Origin of the sequence: Ligilactobacillus equi DSM 15833 = JCM 10991 (assembly GCF_000615765.1) — a bacterium.
Lineage (GTDB): Bacteria > Bacillota > Bacilli > Lactobacillales > Lactobacillaceae > Ligilactobacillus > Ligilactobacillus equi.
The window spans coordinates 1-17,628 of sequence record NZ_BAMI01000018.1 but is presented as its reverse complement, the minus strand read 5'-3'; the positions used below and the strand labels follow the sequence as shown (position 1 = coordinate 17,628).

The 17,628-nt window shown below is 39.2% G+C and carries 15 protein-coding genes, 1 tRNA gene and 4 pseudogenes; 6 read left to right on the top strand and 14 right to left on the bottom strand.

Translation table 11 applies throughout. The annotated features are described in order from the left end of the window. Positions 1-57 precede the first annotated feature (57 nt). Both JCM10991_RS14405 and JCM10991_RS05585 read right to left on the bottom strand, forming a co-directional pair. Complete coding sequence (locus tag JCM10991_RS14405; RefSeq protein ID WP_025020809.1) at positions 58-951, bottom strand: CPBP family intramembrane glutamic endopeptidase; 894 nt, start codon at positions 949-951, stop codon at positions 58-60. A gap of 33 nt (positions 952-984) precedes the next feature. Continuing rightward, a complete protein-coding gene (locus JCM10991_RS05585; RefSeq protein ID WP_025020808.1) occupies positions 985-1,722 on the bottom strand; it encodes a deoxynucleoside kinase in 738 nt (245 codons plus the stop codon). 196 nt (positions 1,723-1,918) lie between these two features. Here JCM10991_RS05585 and JCM10991_RS05580 point away from each other — a divergent pair, with 196 nt between their 5' ends. Further along, positions 1,919-2,392 (top strand): nucleoside 2-deoxyribosyltransferase, encoded by a 474-nt coding sequence (locus tag JCM10991_RS05580; RefSeq protein ID WP_023859041.1) that lies wholly within the window; start codon positions 1,919-1,921, stop codon positions 2,390-2,392. 33 nt (positions 2,393-2,425) lie between these two features. Here the strand turns inward: JCM10991_RS05580 and JCM10991_RS05575 are convergent, their stop codons facing one another. Further along, a complete protein-coding gene (locus JCM10991_RS05575) occupies positions 2,426-3,736 on the bottom strand; it encodes an ABC transporter substrate-binding protein (RefSeq protein WP_035188173.1) in 1,311 nt (436 codons plus the stop codon). Between the two features lie 8 nt (positions 3,737-3,744). Then, positions 3,745-3,912, bottom strand: a pseudogene (locus JCM10991_RS14835) (response regulator transcription factor); the annotation flags it as partial. A gap of 260 nt (positions 3,913-4,172) precedes the next feature. Between JCM10991_RS14835 and JCM10991_RS05565 the strand changes: the two are divergent. From JCM10991_RS05565 to JCM10991_RS05555, 3 genes and pseudogenes are all read left to right on the top strand, one after another. After that, positions 4,173-4,628, top strand: a pseudogene (locus tag JCM10991_RS05565) (PTS sugar transporter subunit IIC); the annotation flags it as partial. Between the two features lie 15 nt (positions 4,629-4,643). Continuing rightward, the gene (locus JCM10991_RS05560; RefSeq protein ID WP_023859034.1) at positions 4,644-5,558 is read left to right on the top strand and encodes a PTS system mannose/fructose/sorbose family transporter subunit IID; all 915 of its coding nucleotides are present in this window, start codon (positions 4,644-4,646) and stop codon (positions 5,556-5,558) included. A 21-nt stretch (positions 5,559-5,579) separates the two neighbouring features. Then, positions 5,580-5,966: a DUF956 family protein gene (locus JCM10991_RS05555; RefSeq protein WP_023859033.1), complete on the top strand. Its 387-nt coding sequence runs from the start codon at positions 5,580-5,582 to the stop codon at positions 5,964-5,966. Between the two features lie 39 nt (positions 5,967-6,005). Here JCM10991_RS05555 and JCM10991_RS05550 read toward each other — a convergent pair whose 3' ends face one another. The 10 genes and pseudogenes from JCM10991_RS05550 to yycF all read right to left on the bottom strand — a co-directional run bounded on the left by JCM10991_RS05550 (position 6,006) and on the right by yycF (position 16,036). Next, positions 6,006-6,218, bottom strand: coding sequence for a hypothetical protein (locus tag JCM10991_RS05550; protein WP_025020804.1), 213 nt, complete (start codon positions 6,216-6,218; stop codon positions 6,006-6,008). 87 nt (positions 6,219-6,305) lie between these two features. Further along, complete coding sequence (gene nox / locus JCM10991_RS05545) at positions 6,306-7,649, bottom strand: H2O-forming NADH oxidase (protein WP_025020803.1); 1,344 nt, start codon at positions 7,647-7,649, stop codon at positions 6,306-6,308. Positions 7,650-7,899: 250 nt separating this feature from the next. After that, positions 7,900-8,378: pseudogene (gene rlmH, locus JCM10991_RS12785) on the bottom strand (23S rRNA (pseudouridine(1915)-N(3))-methyltransferase RlmH). Between the two features lie 3 nt (positions 8,379-8,381). Next, entirely contained in the window at positions 8,382-9,077 is a 696-nt protein-coding gene (locus JCM10991_RS05535; RefSeq protein WP_025020802.1) for a YjjG family noncanonical pyrimidine nucleotidase, read from the bottom strand. Between the two features lie 88 nt (positions 9,078-9,165). Beyond that, a complete protein-coding gene (locus JCM10991_RS05530) occupies positions 9,166-10,428 on the bottom strand; it encodes a S1C family serine protease (RefSeq protein WP_225349924.1) in 1,263 nt (420 codons plus the stop codon). A gap of 80 nt (positions 10,429-10,508) precedes the next feature. Next, positions 10,509-11,321, bottom strand: coding sequence for an MBL fold metallo-hydrolase (locus tag JCM10991_RS05525; RefSeq protein WP_025020800.1), 813 nt, complete (start codon positions 11,319-11,321; stop codon positions 10,509-10,511). Between the two features lie 15 nt (positions 11,322-11,336). Continuing rightward, positions 11,337-12,137, bottom strand: a complete 801-nt coding sequence (locus tag JCM10991_RS05520; RefSeq protein WP_025020799.1) for a two-component system regulatory protein YycI — start codon at positions 12,135-12,137, stop codon at positions 11,337-11,339. Positions 12,138-12,161: 24 nt separating this feature from the next. Further along, positions 12,162-13,454: a two-component system activity regulator YycH gene (yycH, locus tag JCM10991_RS05515; RefSeq protein ID WP_025020798.1), complete on the bottom strand. Its 1,293-nt coding sequence runs from the start codon at positions 13,452-13,454 to the stop codon at positions 12,162-12,164. Further along, positions 13,444-15,305 (bottom strand): annotated as a pseudogene (gene walK, locus JCM10991_RS12780) (cell wall metabolism sensor histidine kinase WalK). Before walK ends, yycH begins: the two are co-directional and overlap by 11 nt. A gap of 20 nt (positions 15,306-15,325) precedes the next feature. Then, positions 15,326-16,036: a response regulator YycF gene (gene yycF, locus JCM10991_RS05505; RefSeq protein ID WP_023859023.1), complete on the bottom strand. Its 711-nt coding sequence runs from the start codon at positions 16,034-16,036 to the stop codon at positions 15,326-15,328. Positions 16,037-16,293: 257 nt separating this feature from the next. Between yycF and JCM10991_RS05500 the strand changes: the two genes are divergently transcribed. Together JCM10991_RS05500 and JCM10991_RS05495 are read left to right on the top strand one after the other, a co-directional pair. Continuing rightward, positions 16,294-17,136 carry a PfkB family carbohydrate kinase gene (locus JCM10991_RS05500; protein ID WP_023859022.1) on the top strand — a complete coding sequence of 281 codons (843 nt, stop codon included), beginning with the start codon at positions 16,294-16,296 and terminating at the stop codon, positions 17,134-17,136. Between the two features lie 338 nt (positions 17,137-17,474). Further along, positions 17,475-17,547 (top strand) — tRNA-Lys (locus JCM10991_RS05495). Positions 17,548-17,628: the final 81 nt, after the last annotated feature.

Sequence of the window (17,628 nt, the reverse complement as noted above, 5' to 3'; positions counted from 1 at the left end):
CTTTCACCTTTATCATAATCTTTTTAACTGTTCTTTGCAAGCGTTTTATTTATTTTTTTAAATATTATTCAATGATTCCACAATAGTATAGAAACAATAAGCTAGGTATATCACGGCTGGTGGATTCCATAAACTTACCACTAGTTTATCTTTTAATTTTTGTGATTGAACTTTTATTTTAAAAAACTTAACTCCTAAGTAAATAATCACCGCAATTCCTACCAAACCCGCAAAGTTGTCAACCATTAACCACGTTTTATCCGTTACCTGATTCATTATTTCGCTAAAGAGATTATTCCCAAGGTGAAAAATGATAGCCCAAACCAAACCATATTCAAGCGCTAAATAGCCTAAAATAAGCCCAATCGCAAAGGCAAAAGGTGTTTGAATAGCATTCATATGATATAGTCCAAACATAAATGCTGATAATCCTAGGGCTACAGACCTACCATATTGCTTCAAATTACCAAGGATATACCCCCGAAAAACTAATTCCTCTGTTAAGGGGGCTAAAATCACTGAATAAAGCCACATCCCCCAAGTCGTAGAATTAGCACTTGAAGCTTCAACCTGGGCTTGGATTCCATAGTTAAAACGATGTAAAAGTGTCGCTAAAACATGACTATAAAGGGTAGTTAGAGTTTGAATCCCTAAAATCACTAAAATCATGGCAACAAGTACTAACCAATCTGGACTTTTGTGGCTGGTTGGATGACACAAAAGTTGATTTAAATTAGTTTGTCTTAGGCCTAGCATCGCCAGAAAAATCCCGAGAAAATAGGGTAACCCACTAGCTTGTACCTGAGTTTGGCTTTGACCGAGATATTCATTCATTACTATCCGGGTCATTAAGACTCCGAGCGTAAATAGAAGAGAATATTGCAATAAGCGCCACCACAGCACTGATACGTCACCTTTAAATTTTTCATGTTTCACCTCCATCACAGCCATTATACAACAAAAAAGAGCCCGTAGGCTCTCTTCTTATATAATTAGTTTTTTGTGTTGTGCTTGTAATTCTAAAGCTTGTTCTTGAGTTAAATTCCCCAAGTCGACTAAACGGTTTTCAATCGTTTCTAAAACTTCGACACGATCATTAACATCCGATACAAAATCATACTTATCACCATCAATAATTAATAATGGCGAAGCATCATATTCGGCCATCCATTGATCGTATTGCTTCAACAAACGTTGGTAGTAATCAACCAATGATGGATCTTGGTCAACTTGCTCATATTCCCGTCCCCGCTTTTGGATACGTTTCAACATCGTTTCATAAGAAACTTTAATGGTAATCATCAAGTCGGGAGACTTCTTGTGGGAAGCAAATGGCAATTCTTCCATCATATTGTTAAGTAAGCTCTTGTAAATATCATATTCGACTTCCGTCGCATTACCCATTTCTGTATTCATCTTCATAAAGATTTCGTCTTCATAAATAGAGCGGTCTAAGATATTGTTATCTTCCACCATCGCAGCCTTAATCATTTGGAAACGACGGTTTAAGAAGAAAGTTTGTAACAAGTACGCATAAGGGTTGGTAGCATCCTTATCTCCTTGAGCTCGCTTTTTAGCAGCAATTTCATTTCCCTTATAGAAAATTGGCAAGACAGGGTTGTCCTTTACAGGTTCGTAATACGCTTTGGTTCCTAATTCGTTGGCCAAAATTTCCGTAAGGCTAGATTTCCCAGAACCGATAATACCAGATAAAGTAATCAAAATGATTGAAGCATCCTTTCTTATTAAGCTGGTTTTACGCCAGCCACTTTTTTCCAGGCCCAAAACGTTAGCCTGCCCTATCTATAATACCCGTTCTGTGCTAAAAAATAAAGCAGAAATTTACAAGATGTGGTATGATTTTTCTATAAATACTACCATATCTTGTCTCAAGATTAGGATTTTAAAGGAGAGAATTATGACTAAAAACGTTTACTTAGCTGCCCCATTTTTTAGCCCTCAACAAAAAGAACGTATCCAAGTAGTTAGAGAAGCTTTAGAAGCTAATCCTACTATTGGGCGTATTTTTGAACCAGAGGCACACCCTTATCAAGAGGCCGAATTCGGTTCCCTTGAATGGCAAAAAGCTGCCTTCATGTTAGACACTAACCAAATTTATCAAAATGATGTTATGGTTGCCATCGTTGATTACAAGATGGAAGAAAGTGACAATGAAGCTGATTCTGGAACAATGTTTGAGGTCGGACTAGCTTATGGAACCCACACACCGGTTGTTATCGTACAATTCGACCCTCAAAAAGAACTTAACTTAATGATTCGTCAAGCTATGACCGCTTACTTTGATGCCAGTCAAAATGGATTGACTGACTTGAAGACTTATGATTTTGATGTTATGATGCCTCACTTTAACAACAATCGGGATGTAATCTAAGGACACCAAAATAGCAAGAGCTCATCACTCTTGCTATTTTTTGTCCAAACCACTTTTTAATTCCACTTGAATTTGACTTTGAATATCTGATAATTGCGTACTAATATCACCATTCTTCAACGCACGATTAATTAGATAATCAACTTTTCCCAATGCTGCGTTATACTCTTTGAATTTGGGAACATCTTGTGACTTAGCCATAATACTAGTAAATTTTTGTGCCGTTAGAGCTTGGTCACCCTTACCACTTCCCGCTAAATTAGCTTCAACATTCTTGCTTTGCATAACTTTTTTTAAAACCGCTGCCCCTTGCGAATCATCAAAGAGTTTAGTTTGAATCTGGCTATCATAACTCAACATCCTCATAAATTTCCAGGCTAAATAAGGATGGTGACTATGAGCTGCCATAGCGACCATCGAAGTATCGACAACCGTCGCATTAACCCGATTATTCACCGCTGGCATCCGGATACAAGCCCAAGAGAAGGTCGAATACCGCGAGATTCGATACGGGTAAGACTCATAAGTTCGATATTGTGCTAAGGTCATGGGTAAAAAGGCCACTTTACCTTGGTCAAAATCATCTGCGGAAACTTTATAACCTTTTTGGAGGTTATAAATTTTTTCCGTCATCACCAGTGACTTTCGGAATTTTTCAGAATTGAGATAACTTTCTGTCCCACTATCGTTAAAAAGTTTCGCCCCATAAGCTTGAGCGGTATCTTGCCAAGTATAGTCGGCATAGCCATATTGGTCAATAACCCCGTCATGATTGGTATCCTTGGTTACTCGCCGACAAATATCATAAAATTCTTGTACGGTCCAACCCGAATGAGGAATCTCAATCCCCTCCTTGGATAATAAATCCGTATTGACACACATCAAAGTTGGATTATTTTCTAAAGGGATAGCGTATTGATTGCCTTGATAATTCCCCGCCACCCAACTAGCTGGATAATAGTTCTGGGGAGATATTTTATCAATATTGATAAAATTATCTAATTTTTTCATAGCTTTTAAAGAAGCCAAAAATCCCAGTTGGCGTGGAGGCACAACAAAAACATCGGGCATTTGATTTTTGATAATTTTATTAGATAACCAAGCTAAGTAATCATTTTTGCTAATACCACTTTCATACTTAACTTTGACGTGCGGATTTTCTTTTTCAAACTTCTTAATGGCGTAATCAATAAACTTATATTCCTGGTCGTTTGGCACTTCCCAGCTACTGTCGCTATAATAACCGATGGTAATAACCTTTGGTGATTTTTGATAGAAATACCAACCACCCCCCAGAAATAATAACAATAGTAAGACGCCTAGTAGACTGCTTAACTTTTTCATCCTAGCCTTCATCCGTTATGCCCACCATTTTGAACCGCCCAAATTGCTAATTGCGTGCGGTCACGTAAGTCCAACTTAGCTAAAATGTGCGATAGGTGGTTGCGCACCGTCCCTTCTGATAGGAAGAGTTTTTGCGAAATTTCTTTATTTGATAACCCCCGGCCGACTTGTTGAATTTCTTCTTCGATATTACGTTGCTCATTAGTAATGTAAACCACATAAGTAAAAAGGGCAGCTGCAAAAATTACAATATTTATCGTTGTCAAAAAATTACGAATGAACGTCACTAAAATTCCCAATCTTAAAGGTAACATACCAATATAAGTATCCAAACTAGGCAGTGTAATTATCGAATCTAAAAGACGATCATTTGATAGGAGTAAAATCATACCCGCAACAATGATGAAAATTCCCCAATAATATTTATTTTTTAGTGTTCATTGCTCATATTATGGACAGTCGCGCCGAACAAGCCGATATCAACGGTATTCAAGTGTGGCACTTCATCGGGATGTGTCTCCAAGGTTTGCGGGTAGCCGTACCTGCCTTACTTTTAATGCTAATCCCCGTTAGCTTAGTGCGCCAAGGACTTGAGTCTATGCCTGAATGGTTAACTGCCGGGATGACTATCGGTGGGGGCATGGTTGTGGCCGTAGGTTACGCCATGGTTATCAACATGATGTCCAGCCGTGAAGTTTGGCCTTTCTTCTTCCTTGGTTTCGCTTTAGCAGCCATCCAACAATTAACTTTGATTTCCTTAGGGATTATCGGGGTCTGCTTGGCTGTCTTATTCTTAGCCTTAGAAGGCGGTAACAGTAATAACTCCAACGGTTCATCTAACGGTGGTAACGGTTCTGGTGACCCATTGGGTGAAATTTTAGAAGATTTCTAAGAGGAGGACAAAAACATGGCTGATAAGAAAATTACTTTAACAAAAGCAGACCGTTTTAAGATGTTCGGTCGTTCCTACTTCCTATTAAGTTCTTTTAACTACGAACGGATGCAAAACGGTGGGGTCGCTTACACTTTGATCCCTGCCATTAAAAAACTTTACAGTAAAAAAGAAGACCGCGCTGCTGCTTTGAAGCGCCACTTGGAATTTTTTAACACCCACCCCTTCATGGCAAACCCAATTTTCGGGGTAACCATGGCCTTAGAAGAAGAACGTGCCAACGGAGCAAATGTTGATGACGCGGCAATTTCTGGGGTTAAAATTGGGATGATGGGACCTTTGGCCGGGGCCGGTGACCCCCTCTTTTGGTTCACCTTACGTCCTATTCTCCTTTCTCTAGGAGCTTCCCTTGCTGTTTCTGGTAACTTAGCTGGTCCATTAGTTTTCTTCATTTTATGGAACATTATGGCCGCCGTTGTTAAATGGTACACCCAAGAATTTGGTTACAAGGCCGGGACGGCCATCACTGATGACCTATCTGGTGGCTTATTACAAAAGGTTACCCGCGGAGCTTCTATGATGGGGATGTTCGTGATTGGTTCCTTGATTCAACGTTGGGTTTCCATCACTTTCACACCTGTCGTTTCTGAAGTTAAGCAACAAAAAGGGGCTTACATCGACTGGGACAAGTTACCTGCTGGTGCTAAAGGTTTGAAGGAAGCTTTCAGCCAATACGCAGCTGGACGTTCCATTGATGCTACTAAGACCACCACTTTACAAGATAACTTAGACCAATTAGTTCCTGGTTTAGCGGCACTTGGTTTAACCTTCCTTTGCATGTGGTTATTGAAGAAGAAAGTTTCTCCAATCGTTATCATCTTAGGAATCTTCGTTTTAGCTATCGTCTTACACGTGATCGGTTTACTGTAATTTAAGAAAGGTTGAGATAAAATGGTACAATCACTAAACACTACAAGAGAGCTGACAGATAAGGGCACCTGGTACAAAAACGGCCCCTTCTATGGCCATGTCATGGTTGGAGATTGTGCCTTTGAATTCTACAACGACACCAAATTACAAGATTACATTCAAATTCCTTGGGATGAAATTGCTTATGTTGTCGCTGATGTTTACTTCGGTGGTAAATATATTCCTCGCTTTGAAATTCGCACCAAGAATAATGGTACCTTCAGATTTTCAACACGTAATAGTCGTGCGACCCTGAAAGCCATTCAGGCCCATATTCCTCGCGAAAGCTTACGCAAAGCGCCAAGTGCCTTTTACCTCCTCAAGCTACGCTTCAGCAACTTAGGTAGTCTCTTCTCACATAAAGTCTAACAACACATAAAAACAGCCCGTCACGATGACGGGCTGTTTTTAACGCACTGTTTTTTCAATTTTTTCTGATTTCTCAACTTCCCCACCTTCACCCGAATCTACAAAAGCACGCGCTTTCACGCGTAACTTATTAAGCTTCGTAATTAAAACCGAGCGACCAGCATGAGATAAGGCAATAGAGTCATTAAACAAAGTTTCCACCTCTTCTAACTCCGCCTTAAACTCTTGATATGCCGTTTGACTGAATTCCATATCATCACCTCATATTCATTATAGCCTTAGCCGATTTAGGTTGCAAAAAATCCCCGCCACTCCAATAGCGACGAGGATTAACTTAGGTTATTTAGCACCTAAAGCAGCCATCGTGATGTAGTTGTATGGTTGGTTGAAGTGTGGCAAGAAGAAAATATCTAAGAGACTCAATTTGTCAATAGTTACATGTTCTTGGATAGCTAAGGAGAACATGTGGATTGCCATAGAAACATCTGCCTTAGATGCTAATTGCGCTCCTACAACCCGACGAGATGATTTTTCATAAACAATACGAATTTTTACTTTGTCATTAACCTTCATGAAAGCAGGTTTTTGTAAATCTTCAAAGTCGGTGTAAGCTACATCAACTCCAAACTTGGCAGCTGATTCAACAGAAAGTCCAGTTGAAACTAGGTTCAAGCCAAAGATAGAAATCCCGTTGGAACCTTGTACCCCGATAGCTTCCAGAGCTGTACCACCAATATTGTGACCAGCCACAATCCCGGAACGAACGGCATTGGAAGCTAAGGCGATGTAAGTATCACCGTCAAGTGCATTAGAGTAAATCGTCGCACAGTCACCAGCAGCATAAACAGCTGGATCACTAGTTACTTGATGGCGGTCAACCTTGTATGCCCCATTAGCAAATAAGTCTAGGTGATCTTTCCCTAAGTCGTTATTAGGACGGAAACCAATGGCGTTAATTACTAAGTCAACGTCGTATGTTTCGCCTTCCTTTGTCACCACTTGGTTAACACGACCATTTACATCACCCTTGTATTCAGAAACTAACTTACCAAAATGTAACTCTAAGTCGTGTTCCTTCAAGTTTTCTTCCATCATGCTGGAGAATTCTGGGTCATAGTAGTTAGCCAGACACGTAGGCGCCGCATCAAAGACCAAAACCTTCTTACCACGACGCTTAGCAGCCTCAGCCACTTCCACCCCGATGTAACCAGCCCCGATTACAGCCACAGTTTGAACCTCTGGCTTTGACATTTCCTTATCTACATCTTGACCATCTTGGAAAAGCTTCAAGAAGTGAATGCCATCCAAATCACGGCCAGGTACGTTTGGTGAAATTGGCGTCGAACCCGTAGTTAGTAACAGGTGGTCATATTCAAGAGTAAAATCATCTCCGCCTGTCAAGGGATGACAATGAACCTTTTTACCAGCATAGTCAATATCATTAACACTGGTTTCCATGTAAATTTTTGCTCCCTTAGCTTCAAAGTCTTCTTTTTTAGTATAGAATAGTCCATGATAGTCTTCAATTTGACGTCCAACCCACAAAGCAGTCCCACAACCTAGGTAACTCAAATTAGTATTACGATCGACTAAGACCACTTCTTGGTCAGGATAGTTGTCCAACAAGGTGTTAGCAGCAGCGATACCCGCGTGGTTAGCTCCAATAATTACAGTTCTTGACATAATAAAATATCCCCTCTCATCATCGCTTTATATTGAAACGCTTTCTTTTTCTTTACAAATACATTGTACACCGCATGTGCAGTATTTTACAAGAAAAAAATGTTTTGCGAAATGAATTTTCTCTTATTTTAGCTAAATTTAAGTTATTTTCTATTGAAAATCGTAAAAAAACACCCGTATAACAGCATTTTAAAATTAGAAAATTCACATAAAAAAACATCTCACGACGAGATGTTTTGATGTACCTTCTTCACTTGTGGTAGGGCGAGCCGCATTAATCATGTAACAACGATAAATTTGTTCCGTTAAAACCAAGCGCATTAATTGATGTGGTAAGGTTAACTTCCCAAAGGAAATCTGAGCATCAGATCGCTGCATAACTTCAGGGCTTAAACCTAAAGATCCTCCGATGACAAAAGTGATGTCACTCTTACCATAGGTCGCTAAACGATCTAATTCCTCAGCAAATTCCTCTGAAGCTCTTTGCTTCCCTTCAATCGCTAAAGCATAAACATATTCGCGCTCCTTAATTCTGGCAAGAATCCGTTCACCTTCTTTTTGCTTAACGCTCGCCATCTCAGAAGGGCTTAATTTTTCAGGGGCTTTTTCGTCAGGAACCTCAACTACTTCAAACTTACAGAACTTACTCAAACGCTTGGCATATTCTGCAATCCCTTGCTTGAGATACTTTTCTTTTATCTTTCCAACTCCAATAATCTTAATATTCACACTCTAAGCCTCCAAAAATTTGCCTAAATCAGACCACCGTTTAATCGCATAGGTTGGCTTGGCCTCACTATGATTTGGTTGCCATTTTGGATTAAACCAAACAGAATCAATTCCTGCATTGTTGGCACCTAAAATATCTGACGATAAAGTATCACCTAGAACCAAACTTTCTTCTCGCTTAGCCTCACTGTGTGCAAAAACATAATCAAAAAAAGCCAAAGCCGGCTTTTGGGCACCAATTTCCTCAGAAATAAAGACCTTTTCAAAGTATTGGTTTAAGCCTGAATCTTTTAATCTTTGTTTTTGGGTTGAAGCTACCCCATTAGTTACCACATAAAGATGGTAACCTTGGGTCTTCAAAGTTTGTAAGGTTTCTAGGGCTCCAGGAATTAGGCGATGTTCTTGACTTAGCCAAGTTTGATACTTATCATCCAAAGTTTGCGGATTATCTACTTGAATATCGTAAATTTTGTCTAAAAAACTAGCAAAGCGCTTCAAAAAAAGGTACTCCCGACTAATATAGCCCTTTTCCAACGAAGACCACATCGCTCGGTTATAACGGTGGTAACGGGCACGAACTTCTGGGCTATCTTCAAGTCCCACATAAGTAAACATCTTCCCTAATGCTATGTCTTCACTAGCTTGAAAGTCCAATAAATTATCATCAATATCAAACAATAGATACTTATACTTGCTCAAAATTTTCCACCTCTTAACTTTTAGCTATAAACTATACTTGATTATATCAAAAAATCCAACCGTCTTCAGTGATGGTTGGATTTTTCTTTTAATAGGAGTCGCCGTAACTTTCTTCTGATTGTGCTTGGCTTTCACTAGTGGTTGTATTCGAGCTATTAGCCTTCAAAGTTAGCTTAATATTTTCTTTTTTCAACTTACCATTATGATAGTACTGAATTTCGACCGTATCATTTAACTTATTAGCATATAGTGCGGAGCGTAAACTAGTCAAATCCGTAACTTTCTTACCACCTAAAGAAACAATGGTATCGTATTTGGAAATTATCCCTTTAACTGGAGAGTCATCTTGAACCGTCATAACAACTACCCCATTTTCAACACTTGAAGGTAGCTTAAGAATGGAAGTTTTAGAATCGTCAGAAACATCTGTTACATTCACCGTGCCGACCCCAAGAGCAGGTCTGGTGATTTTACCGTTCTTGACCAATTCATTAATAACCTTAACTACTTCATTACTTGGAATAGCAAAGCCCATTCCTTCAACACTAGCGTTTTCAGAGGAAGACGAACCGGATAACTTCATGGAATTAATCCCAATTACTTGACCAGCTAAGTTAACCAAAGCCCCACCTGAATTTCCTGAATTAATGGCTGCATCAGTTTGAATAACAGTAGTTGAGCCTGTTGAACCAGTCACGGTGCGGTTCTTCGCAGAAATAATTCCTTGAGTTAAAGTTGAAGCATAAGCAGAGCCCATTGGTGATCCAATTGCTAAAGCTGTTTCTCCGACCTTAATATCATTAGAATCCCCGAAACTTGCCACTTGACTGACATTTTGGGCATTGATTTTCAAAACTGCTAAGTCGGTGACGGCATCTTTCCCCACTAATTTGGCCGTTACTGTTTTACCATTGTAAAGAATAATTTTATACGAAGATGCATCTGAAATCACGTGATTATTTGTCACAATAAAGGCAGTATTTCCTGATTTCTTATAGATTACACCTGAACCCTCAGAGGTGGCAGTTGATTGCGAATCCGAATCAGATTCATAACCAAATAATTCAGCCAAGGTTGAAGCAGAAGAATCTTTACTATAAGCTTCAACGGTAACCACCGCTTTTTTTATCTTATCATAGGCCTTCGTTGCTTGCGTGCTGACATTTACATTAATATCACTTGTTTTGGTCGTTCCCAAACTATTAGATCCAGGTTCAGAACTATTAGAGAGATGATTCCAAATTCCAAATGCTAATAGTCCGCCAACTAGACCTGCAAACAAAGATATGACAACAATTTTCCAGAGTTCCATCTGACCCTTAGGACGCGTATTTTTTTGCTCTTGTTCCATCTTTTTATCCCCCATCTTACTTTTTCTTTAAGTATATTCACTATTCATGAATTTTTCTTGAAAAAACAGCTTAAATTTAGTTAATTTTTGACATTTTGTAAGGGCGTAGCCTGATTTTGATAGGTATCATACAAGGTAAAGTCCTCACCTACCGCAAAATCTTGGGCTAAAAGTTCATCACTCACCGTTAAATGCGCTAAATCCCGCGTATTATTCTCTTGACTTCGGTGGCCTAAGAAAACCTTCTTCGTCGTATCACCGATAATCTCACTTAGGACTTGTGCGCCATCATCATTTGAAAGGTGACCTTCGTCGCCTAAAATTCTTTGCTTCAAAGGCCAAGGATAACGCCCATAACGCAACATATTTGTGTCATGGTTACACTCTAAAAGATAGGCATTGGCATTTTCAATCATCCCAATCATCCTTTCAGAAACATATCCCGTATCCGTCAATGCTACAAAAGATGAACCATCATAATGAAAGCCATAAAATTGCGGGTCAGCGGCATCATGCGAGACGCGAAAACTTTCAATATCTAAATCTCCTAAAGCTAGATAGCTATCAGGAGCAAAAATATGCTTTTTTTCTATCGCAATCTTACCAACTTTGGCATCCATGGCCTGCCAAGTTTTTTCATTGGCGTAAACATTTAGGTCATAACGTCGGGCCAAAACCCCGACACCTTGAATGTGATCACTGTGCTCGTGAGTTACTAAAAGACTATCAACTTCCGTTAAAGAACGATTAATCGACTGCATCAGTTCTTCAAGTTTCTTGCCCGATAAACCAGCATCAATCAGTAACTTTTGACGTGGTGTTTCGATATAGGTTGCATTTCCTTTACTACCACTCGCTAGAATACTAACTTTCAATCCATTCTCTTTTTCCATTATTTGCCTCTTTTATTACTCAATTACTGCCCCAGTAAATGCATTAATTATTCTTGATGTGTAACTACCAGAAGTAGTGTTCTTTAAGTAAAACTCCCAACCAGGTTGGTAAATAGTATTACCATTAACCGAAAGTAACTTAATGTAACCTAATTCATCCCAAACTAACTTAGTATTACTGGTAACCTTATTATACTGATATAACCAAGCAAAAGCCCGTAATTCACTAATTGTCGTTTTCTTTTGCCGTAAAATTTGTACCTTGCTTAGATAACCTTGACTATAGCCCTGGACATAGCCATTTTTTATAGTAAAAATTAACTGGCCATTCCGGCTATGAACTGGCATTCCGTATACCATTTGCGTATAGACAATCTTTTTAGCACTCGAAAGTTTCGCGTCATAGTGATAGTTTTTTCCAGCAATTACAAAAGTTTTATCTTTAACAAGAGTATCTAAGGTTTTTTGTGGCTGTTCTTTGGATTTCAACTTAATTGCGGTTGCAAAAGAAACTTCTAATCGGCGGGTATTATCATTATAGCTCCAATTACTATACTCTAGCTGATTAACATTTTCCCGTAAATAATCATCATTAGCAGCTGCAATATAGTACCCCGTCCCCGTTTTATGTGAGAGATTCTTCATCTGAATCTGGTCATTACGCATACTCTTAACCAAAGAATTCAAGCTATTCCCCTCAGTGGTGGTCGTTGCTTGACTGAATTGACCCGCTTCCTTGAAAAAAGAAGTAATCAAGAAGAGATCTAAAATAATAAAAGCAATAAAGAAAATCCGGATAACTTTTCTAAAGTCCATAATTCCCTCCCTACTCTGACTGTGTTAAGGTTGATAAGACTGCCATTTATTATCAACTAAAAAGAAATATGTCGGTGTTAGATCAACTACCTGACTGGCAGAAGTATTCTCACGGCTATTGTAACCAACTTGGATATCATTAACCTTGTAACCTAACTTAACTACCTGGTCTAAAGCCTCCTGGGTAGGGGGCAAAGTCACCGCATCATTGGCTGCAGGAATTGGTACCTGCAAAGAAAGCAAGGAAAATTCCATTTTCTCTTGTCCATTTTTGCGATAACGAAAGTTTAAGGAACCGATATTATCAGCTCCTAACAGCGGATAAGTCGTAATGTAAGTCCGATAAGTTATACTATTTTTTTGATATCCTGCATAGCGTAAATCGTCTACACCCAAGCCTAAATCCAGCATTTCCCGAAAACTCATTTTTGCCAAATTACTAAAATCGAAACTCAGATTTTTCTCTTTCGTGTTGTAATTACTATAAGTTACCTGCCCCGTTTTCTTGACAATTTTCAAGCGTCGATTTTGACCATCGGTATACAAATTTTGACCATCTTGCTCCTTAGTAGTGATATTAGTGATACTCCCTAAAAGCTTGTTAACATACAGACCACTTGCTTGGCGCTCTGTTAGATAACTATATTGGGCGACCTCAATACCTTGCGGATAAATACTTACCCACTTATCGCCTAAAGGATGTAGCGAAACGAGGGTCTTGGTAATATCTTTATCTGTTAGCAGCTGACCTAAGTGCGGACGACTTTTCTTTAAGGTTTGATAATGATAGACTACCTGATCTTGGTCGTTTAAAAGATAAAGTTCACGGCTATTATCTCTTGGAATCAAAATTCGATTAACCATTTGTTTCTCATAGCGATTAGTTTTACTTCCTAGCCAAGCCAACGCTTGCTTGACCGTCACAGGACTAGCATAGGTTAGTAAAAGCATTTGTGATTTACCCAGAATTTTTTGATAGGCTTGTACACTAGGATAACTTTGCCGACTTTTGAGTGTAAAATCGCGATTAGCTAAATTTTTTTGAATAGCTTCCACTAAATCAACCTTGCTCGAAGAAATTTGATATGCTTCACTTTCACTGATATTTTCGATGACATTTACCGGTTGATAAATATCCGTTAAAACTTTATCACTGTTGGCTGTCAGTTTGCCTTCCTTTTTGGAAACCGTATTTTCTTGAGTAACACCTACCCGGGCGGGATTAGCCCAAATTAAGTAAGAAAAAACAAAACTAACTATTACCGCTAGAGTTAAGCCTACATATAAAAGTATCTCCCAACGAAATTTAGAATTCATCCCATTCATCTCCTTGACTATAATCTTGGTAAGGTAGAGAAATGTAGAAGGTGGATCCTTTACCTTCAATACTATCAGCAATCTTACCTTGGTGCATCTCAATAACTTCTTTGGAAATAGCAAGACCTAACCCGGTCCCACCTTGGGCACGTGAACGCGCCTTATCTACTCTAAAGAAGCGGTCAAAGACATGATTTAAATCTTTACGCGGAATACCTAGACCTTGGTCACTGATACTTAAAATTACTTGATTATTGCTTTCTAACATCCGACAAGTAATTACTCCTCCATCTGGTGAGTACTTAATCGCATTATTCATGATATTATCAATTACCTGGATAAAACGATCGGTGTCCAATTCAACCCATAAATCCTTAGCAGTAAATTCGCGCTTAATTGTATAGTTTTTTTGTGGTTTTTGCTCATCATTCCCGTCTAAAATCATGTCAAAGCGGTTCAAGATATAGTTAAAAAGTTCATTGAGATTTACTAATTCTAAATTGAGCTTAACACGTCCCGAATCCATCCGTGATAAATTCAAAAGGTCATTAATCATTCGAATCATCCGATCCGTTTCTTTTTGCGCCACGTTGAAGAAGTGGGCTTCTGTTTGGGCATCATCAATCCCCTCGCTTAAAGCTTCAATATAGGAACGTACACTAGTTAATGGGGTTCGTAATTCATGGGAAACATTAGACACAAATTCACGCCGTTCCCGGTCGATTCTCTGCTGTTCTGTAACATCATGCAAAACACAGACAATCCCGTAAATAAAACCTGTCTCCTTTTGAATTAAGGAAAAAGAAGCATTCCAAATTTGTTCTCTTTCGGGCGTTGAGAAATCTAATAACATATCCGATTGATCTTCGATTAAATCCCGAATAGTGGTTTTCTTCCGGATATCTAATATATCTAAAATCGACTTATTCAAAGCTTCTTCTTCCGAGAGATTCAGGCTTCTTGAGCCATTTCATTAATCAAAGTAATATTACCCCGCCGGTCCGTTCCCAAAACCCCATCAGACATATGAGTAAGTACCATATTCAAGCGTCGCCGTTCAGAATCAATTGTTTCCTGGGAATCTTCAACACGCACTGCCAAGTCATTAATGTTACGAGCAAAATCCCCTAATTCATCTTCACTATAAACACGAACATGACCGGAGTAATCCCCACGAGCCACTTTTTGAGTTTGCCGTCGCATTTCTTCAATTGGAGTAGTAATCGCCCGAGCAATCATTACTGCTAAGGCCATTCCAATGCCAGTTGCAATCAAAGATGCTGTCGCAAAAATCAAAACCACACTATTAGTTGAATTATAGACGGGTTCCATATTAGCTCTGACGTAGACTGCCCCAATCACCGTATTAGTATTACCACTCGCGGAAAATAGCGGGGTGATAGAAATATAATAACGATTTCCTTCACGATTATAAGTTGTTTTTGTCAAAGAACGCCCTTTATAAATCACTTGCTTCACATCGCCATTAGTTGTTTTTTGGCCAACCAAGGAGCGATTATTCACATTACTATCCCCGCGAATAGTCCCTTTACTATCCACTACTTGAATCTGCGTGATATTTTCATTATTCACATTTTCCAAAAGACGGATAATACTTTTGTTAGCCGCCTCTGTGTCAGTCTTTTGAAGACTGGCAATTAAGGAGTTATCGACATAAGTTGACAATTCCACCCTTTGCTTAAAGCTTTTAATGTTTTCCGTCCGTAGGTTTTGTACAAAAATCGCTCCAACTATTTGAAAGGTAACCAATAGTAGGAGCGCAAAAACTAGGGGAAACTTAAAATGAATGGACTGCCAAAATTTAAAGCCTCGGTGTTTTTTCTTGTTCACTTTTTTCCCTTCATTTCTTTTTATTCAGCTTCAGGATTGCGGAGATAATAACCAACACCACGCCGGGTAACTAACCAAGTTGGGCGACTAGCATTATCCTCGATTTTTTCTCTCAAACGCCGCACGGTCACATCAACCGTCCGCACATCACCGAAATAATCATAACCCCAAACAGTCTGTAAGAGGTGTTCACGGGTCATTACTTGGCCTAAGTGCTTGGCTAAATAGTGAAGTAACTCAAATTCCCGATGAGTTAATTCGATTTTTTCATCCTTTTTAGATACTGTGTAAGAATCGGGATGAATCACTAACTCCCCAATAGTAATATCGGTCGTGACTTGTTCTTCCGCAGCTGCATTGGCCGCTGCTGTCGATTGCCGCCGTAAGTTAGCCTTCACTCGGGCAACTAATTCCCGATTAGAAAACGGCTTGGTTACATAGTCATCGGCCCCCATTTCCAGACCTAAAACCTTATCGATTTCAGAATCTTTGGCAGTTACCATAATAATTGGTAAGTCATGTGTCTTACGCACTTCACGCGCGACTTCTAACCCATCCATTTTCGGTAACATCAAATCTAAAATCATTAAATCAGGATTTACTGCTTCTACTTGCTTTAAAGCTTCTTCACCATCATAAGCCGTTTCAACTTCATACCCTTCTTTAGTAAGGTTAAACTTGATAATGTCCGAAATCGGTTTTTCGTCATCAACAACTAAAATTTTCTTCATAATTTTTACCTGCTTTCCGATTCAATTTGGCGAATTTTTTACTTTTTCAGTAAGTCAAAATTACTTCTTTGACCTTTTTTGCACACTACTCTCCTATTATACCGCATGTTTTCCTCCCTTTCAAAAAAGCCAATCGCAACTTTTTTCAAATTTATCCTTATTTATCCTTAAATATCAGCATTTCCATGCTATAATGAAACAAGGCTCTGTGATTTGAGTCTGATTATTAAATTTTGTCATTTGAAAAAGGTGATTTCATGCCCAATGTTTTAGTTAGCCAAGATTTATCTTGTTATGGTCAAGTCTCAATGACAAGCGCCTTACCCTTACTTTACGCAAGTCAATTAAAGCCGACGATCCTACCTACCGCCCTTTTGTCGACACATACAGGTGGGTTTGGAGAGAACACTTATCATGACTTAGCCCAGGAAATGCGAGCTATTATCCAACATTGGCAAAAACTAAACTTGCAGTTCGACTATGTCTATCTGGGATATTTAGGACTACGCCCTCTGCAAGTTTTGCAAGCTCAGCTTAACACCTTACTTTCAAAACAAGCTGTCGTTTTACTCGATCCTGTAATGGGTGACCATAATCATCTCTACAAGGGATTTGATGACACTTATGTCCAGGCAATGCGCCAACTTGCTAAGCAAGCAACAATTATTACACCAAACTACACCGAGGCTAAATTCCTTTTAGGTGAAACCTTGGCTGAAACTACATCTTCCGTAACAATTGCTGATGCTAAACAAGTTTTAACCCGGTTATGCGACCGTTTTGGTCTGCAATCTGCGTTAATCACCGGGTTACCCTTGCCAGACAACCAAATTGGCATCGTTGGGCTTAGTCCTGACCAAGCCCAAGGTTTTGAAATCATCCAACCAAAGTTAGCTGGGAATTTCTTTGGTACCGGTGATACCTTTACCACGGCTTTACTTGCTGGTTTAACTCATCAGAAGTCACTGCGTGTGGCTGCGACAATGGCTGCCGAGCTAGTTTCTCTAGCCATTGCACACCGGCCTTCTGAAACTGATGCCCGTCTCGGGATTGATTATGCGCCCGTAATGACAGATTTTTTAATGAGATTAGATAATTAACTTAATCAACAAGCTTTAATTTAAGACTTTTAATCGTGGCAAATCATAACTATTAAGTGGTTAAAGAATTCCGGAAATTTTACCTCTTATAGTTAATGAGAGATTTAGCGGTTGTCGCCGGCATGTTTTATGTACTACAACTGCTGGAGTTTCTAAATTATATTCCTTTTAGGAGCTTGCTTAAGACGCTTTATCGCCTTACAATTCTGTAATTTCAAATTAACAGAGATATTAACACAACTAAATCCTTGCAAGAAATATCGTTCGTGTGGTGTGAACGATATTTTTTCTTGTTTTTTTCGGTAAATCCTGCTACAATAAGTATATATTGTTGGTTTGGGTGGTTAGCTCAGCTGGCAGAGCAACGGACTCTTAATCCGTGGGTCCAGGGTTCGATCCCCTGACCACCCATCAGAGATTTACACCGTCAAGGTTATAACTTTGACGGTTTTTCTTATCGTCAACTACCCCTCTCTAAAGAGAGGGACTTGT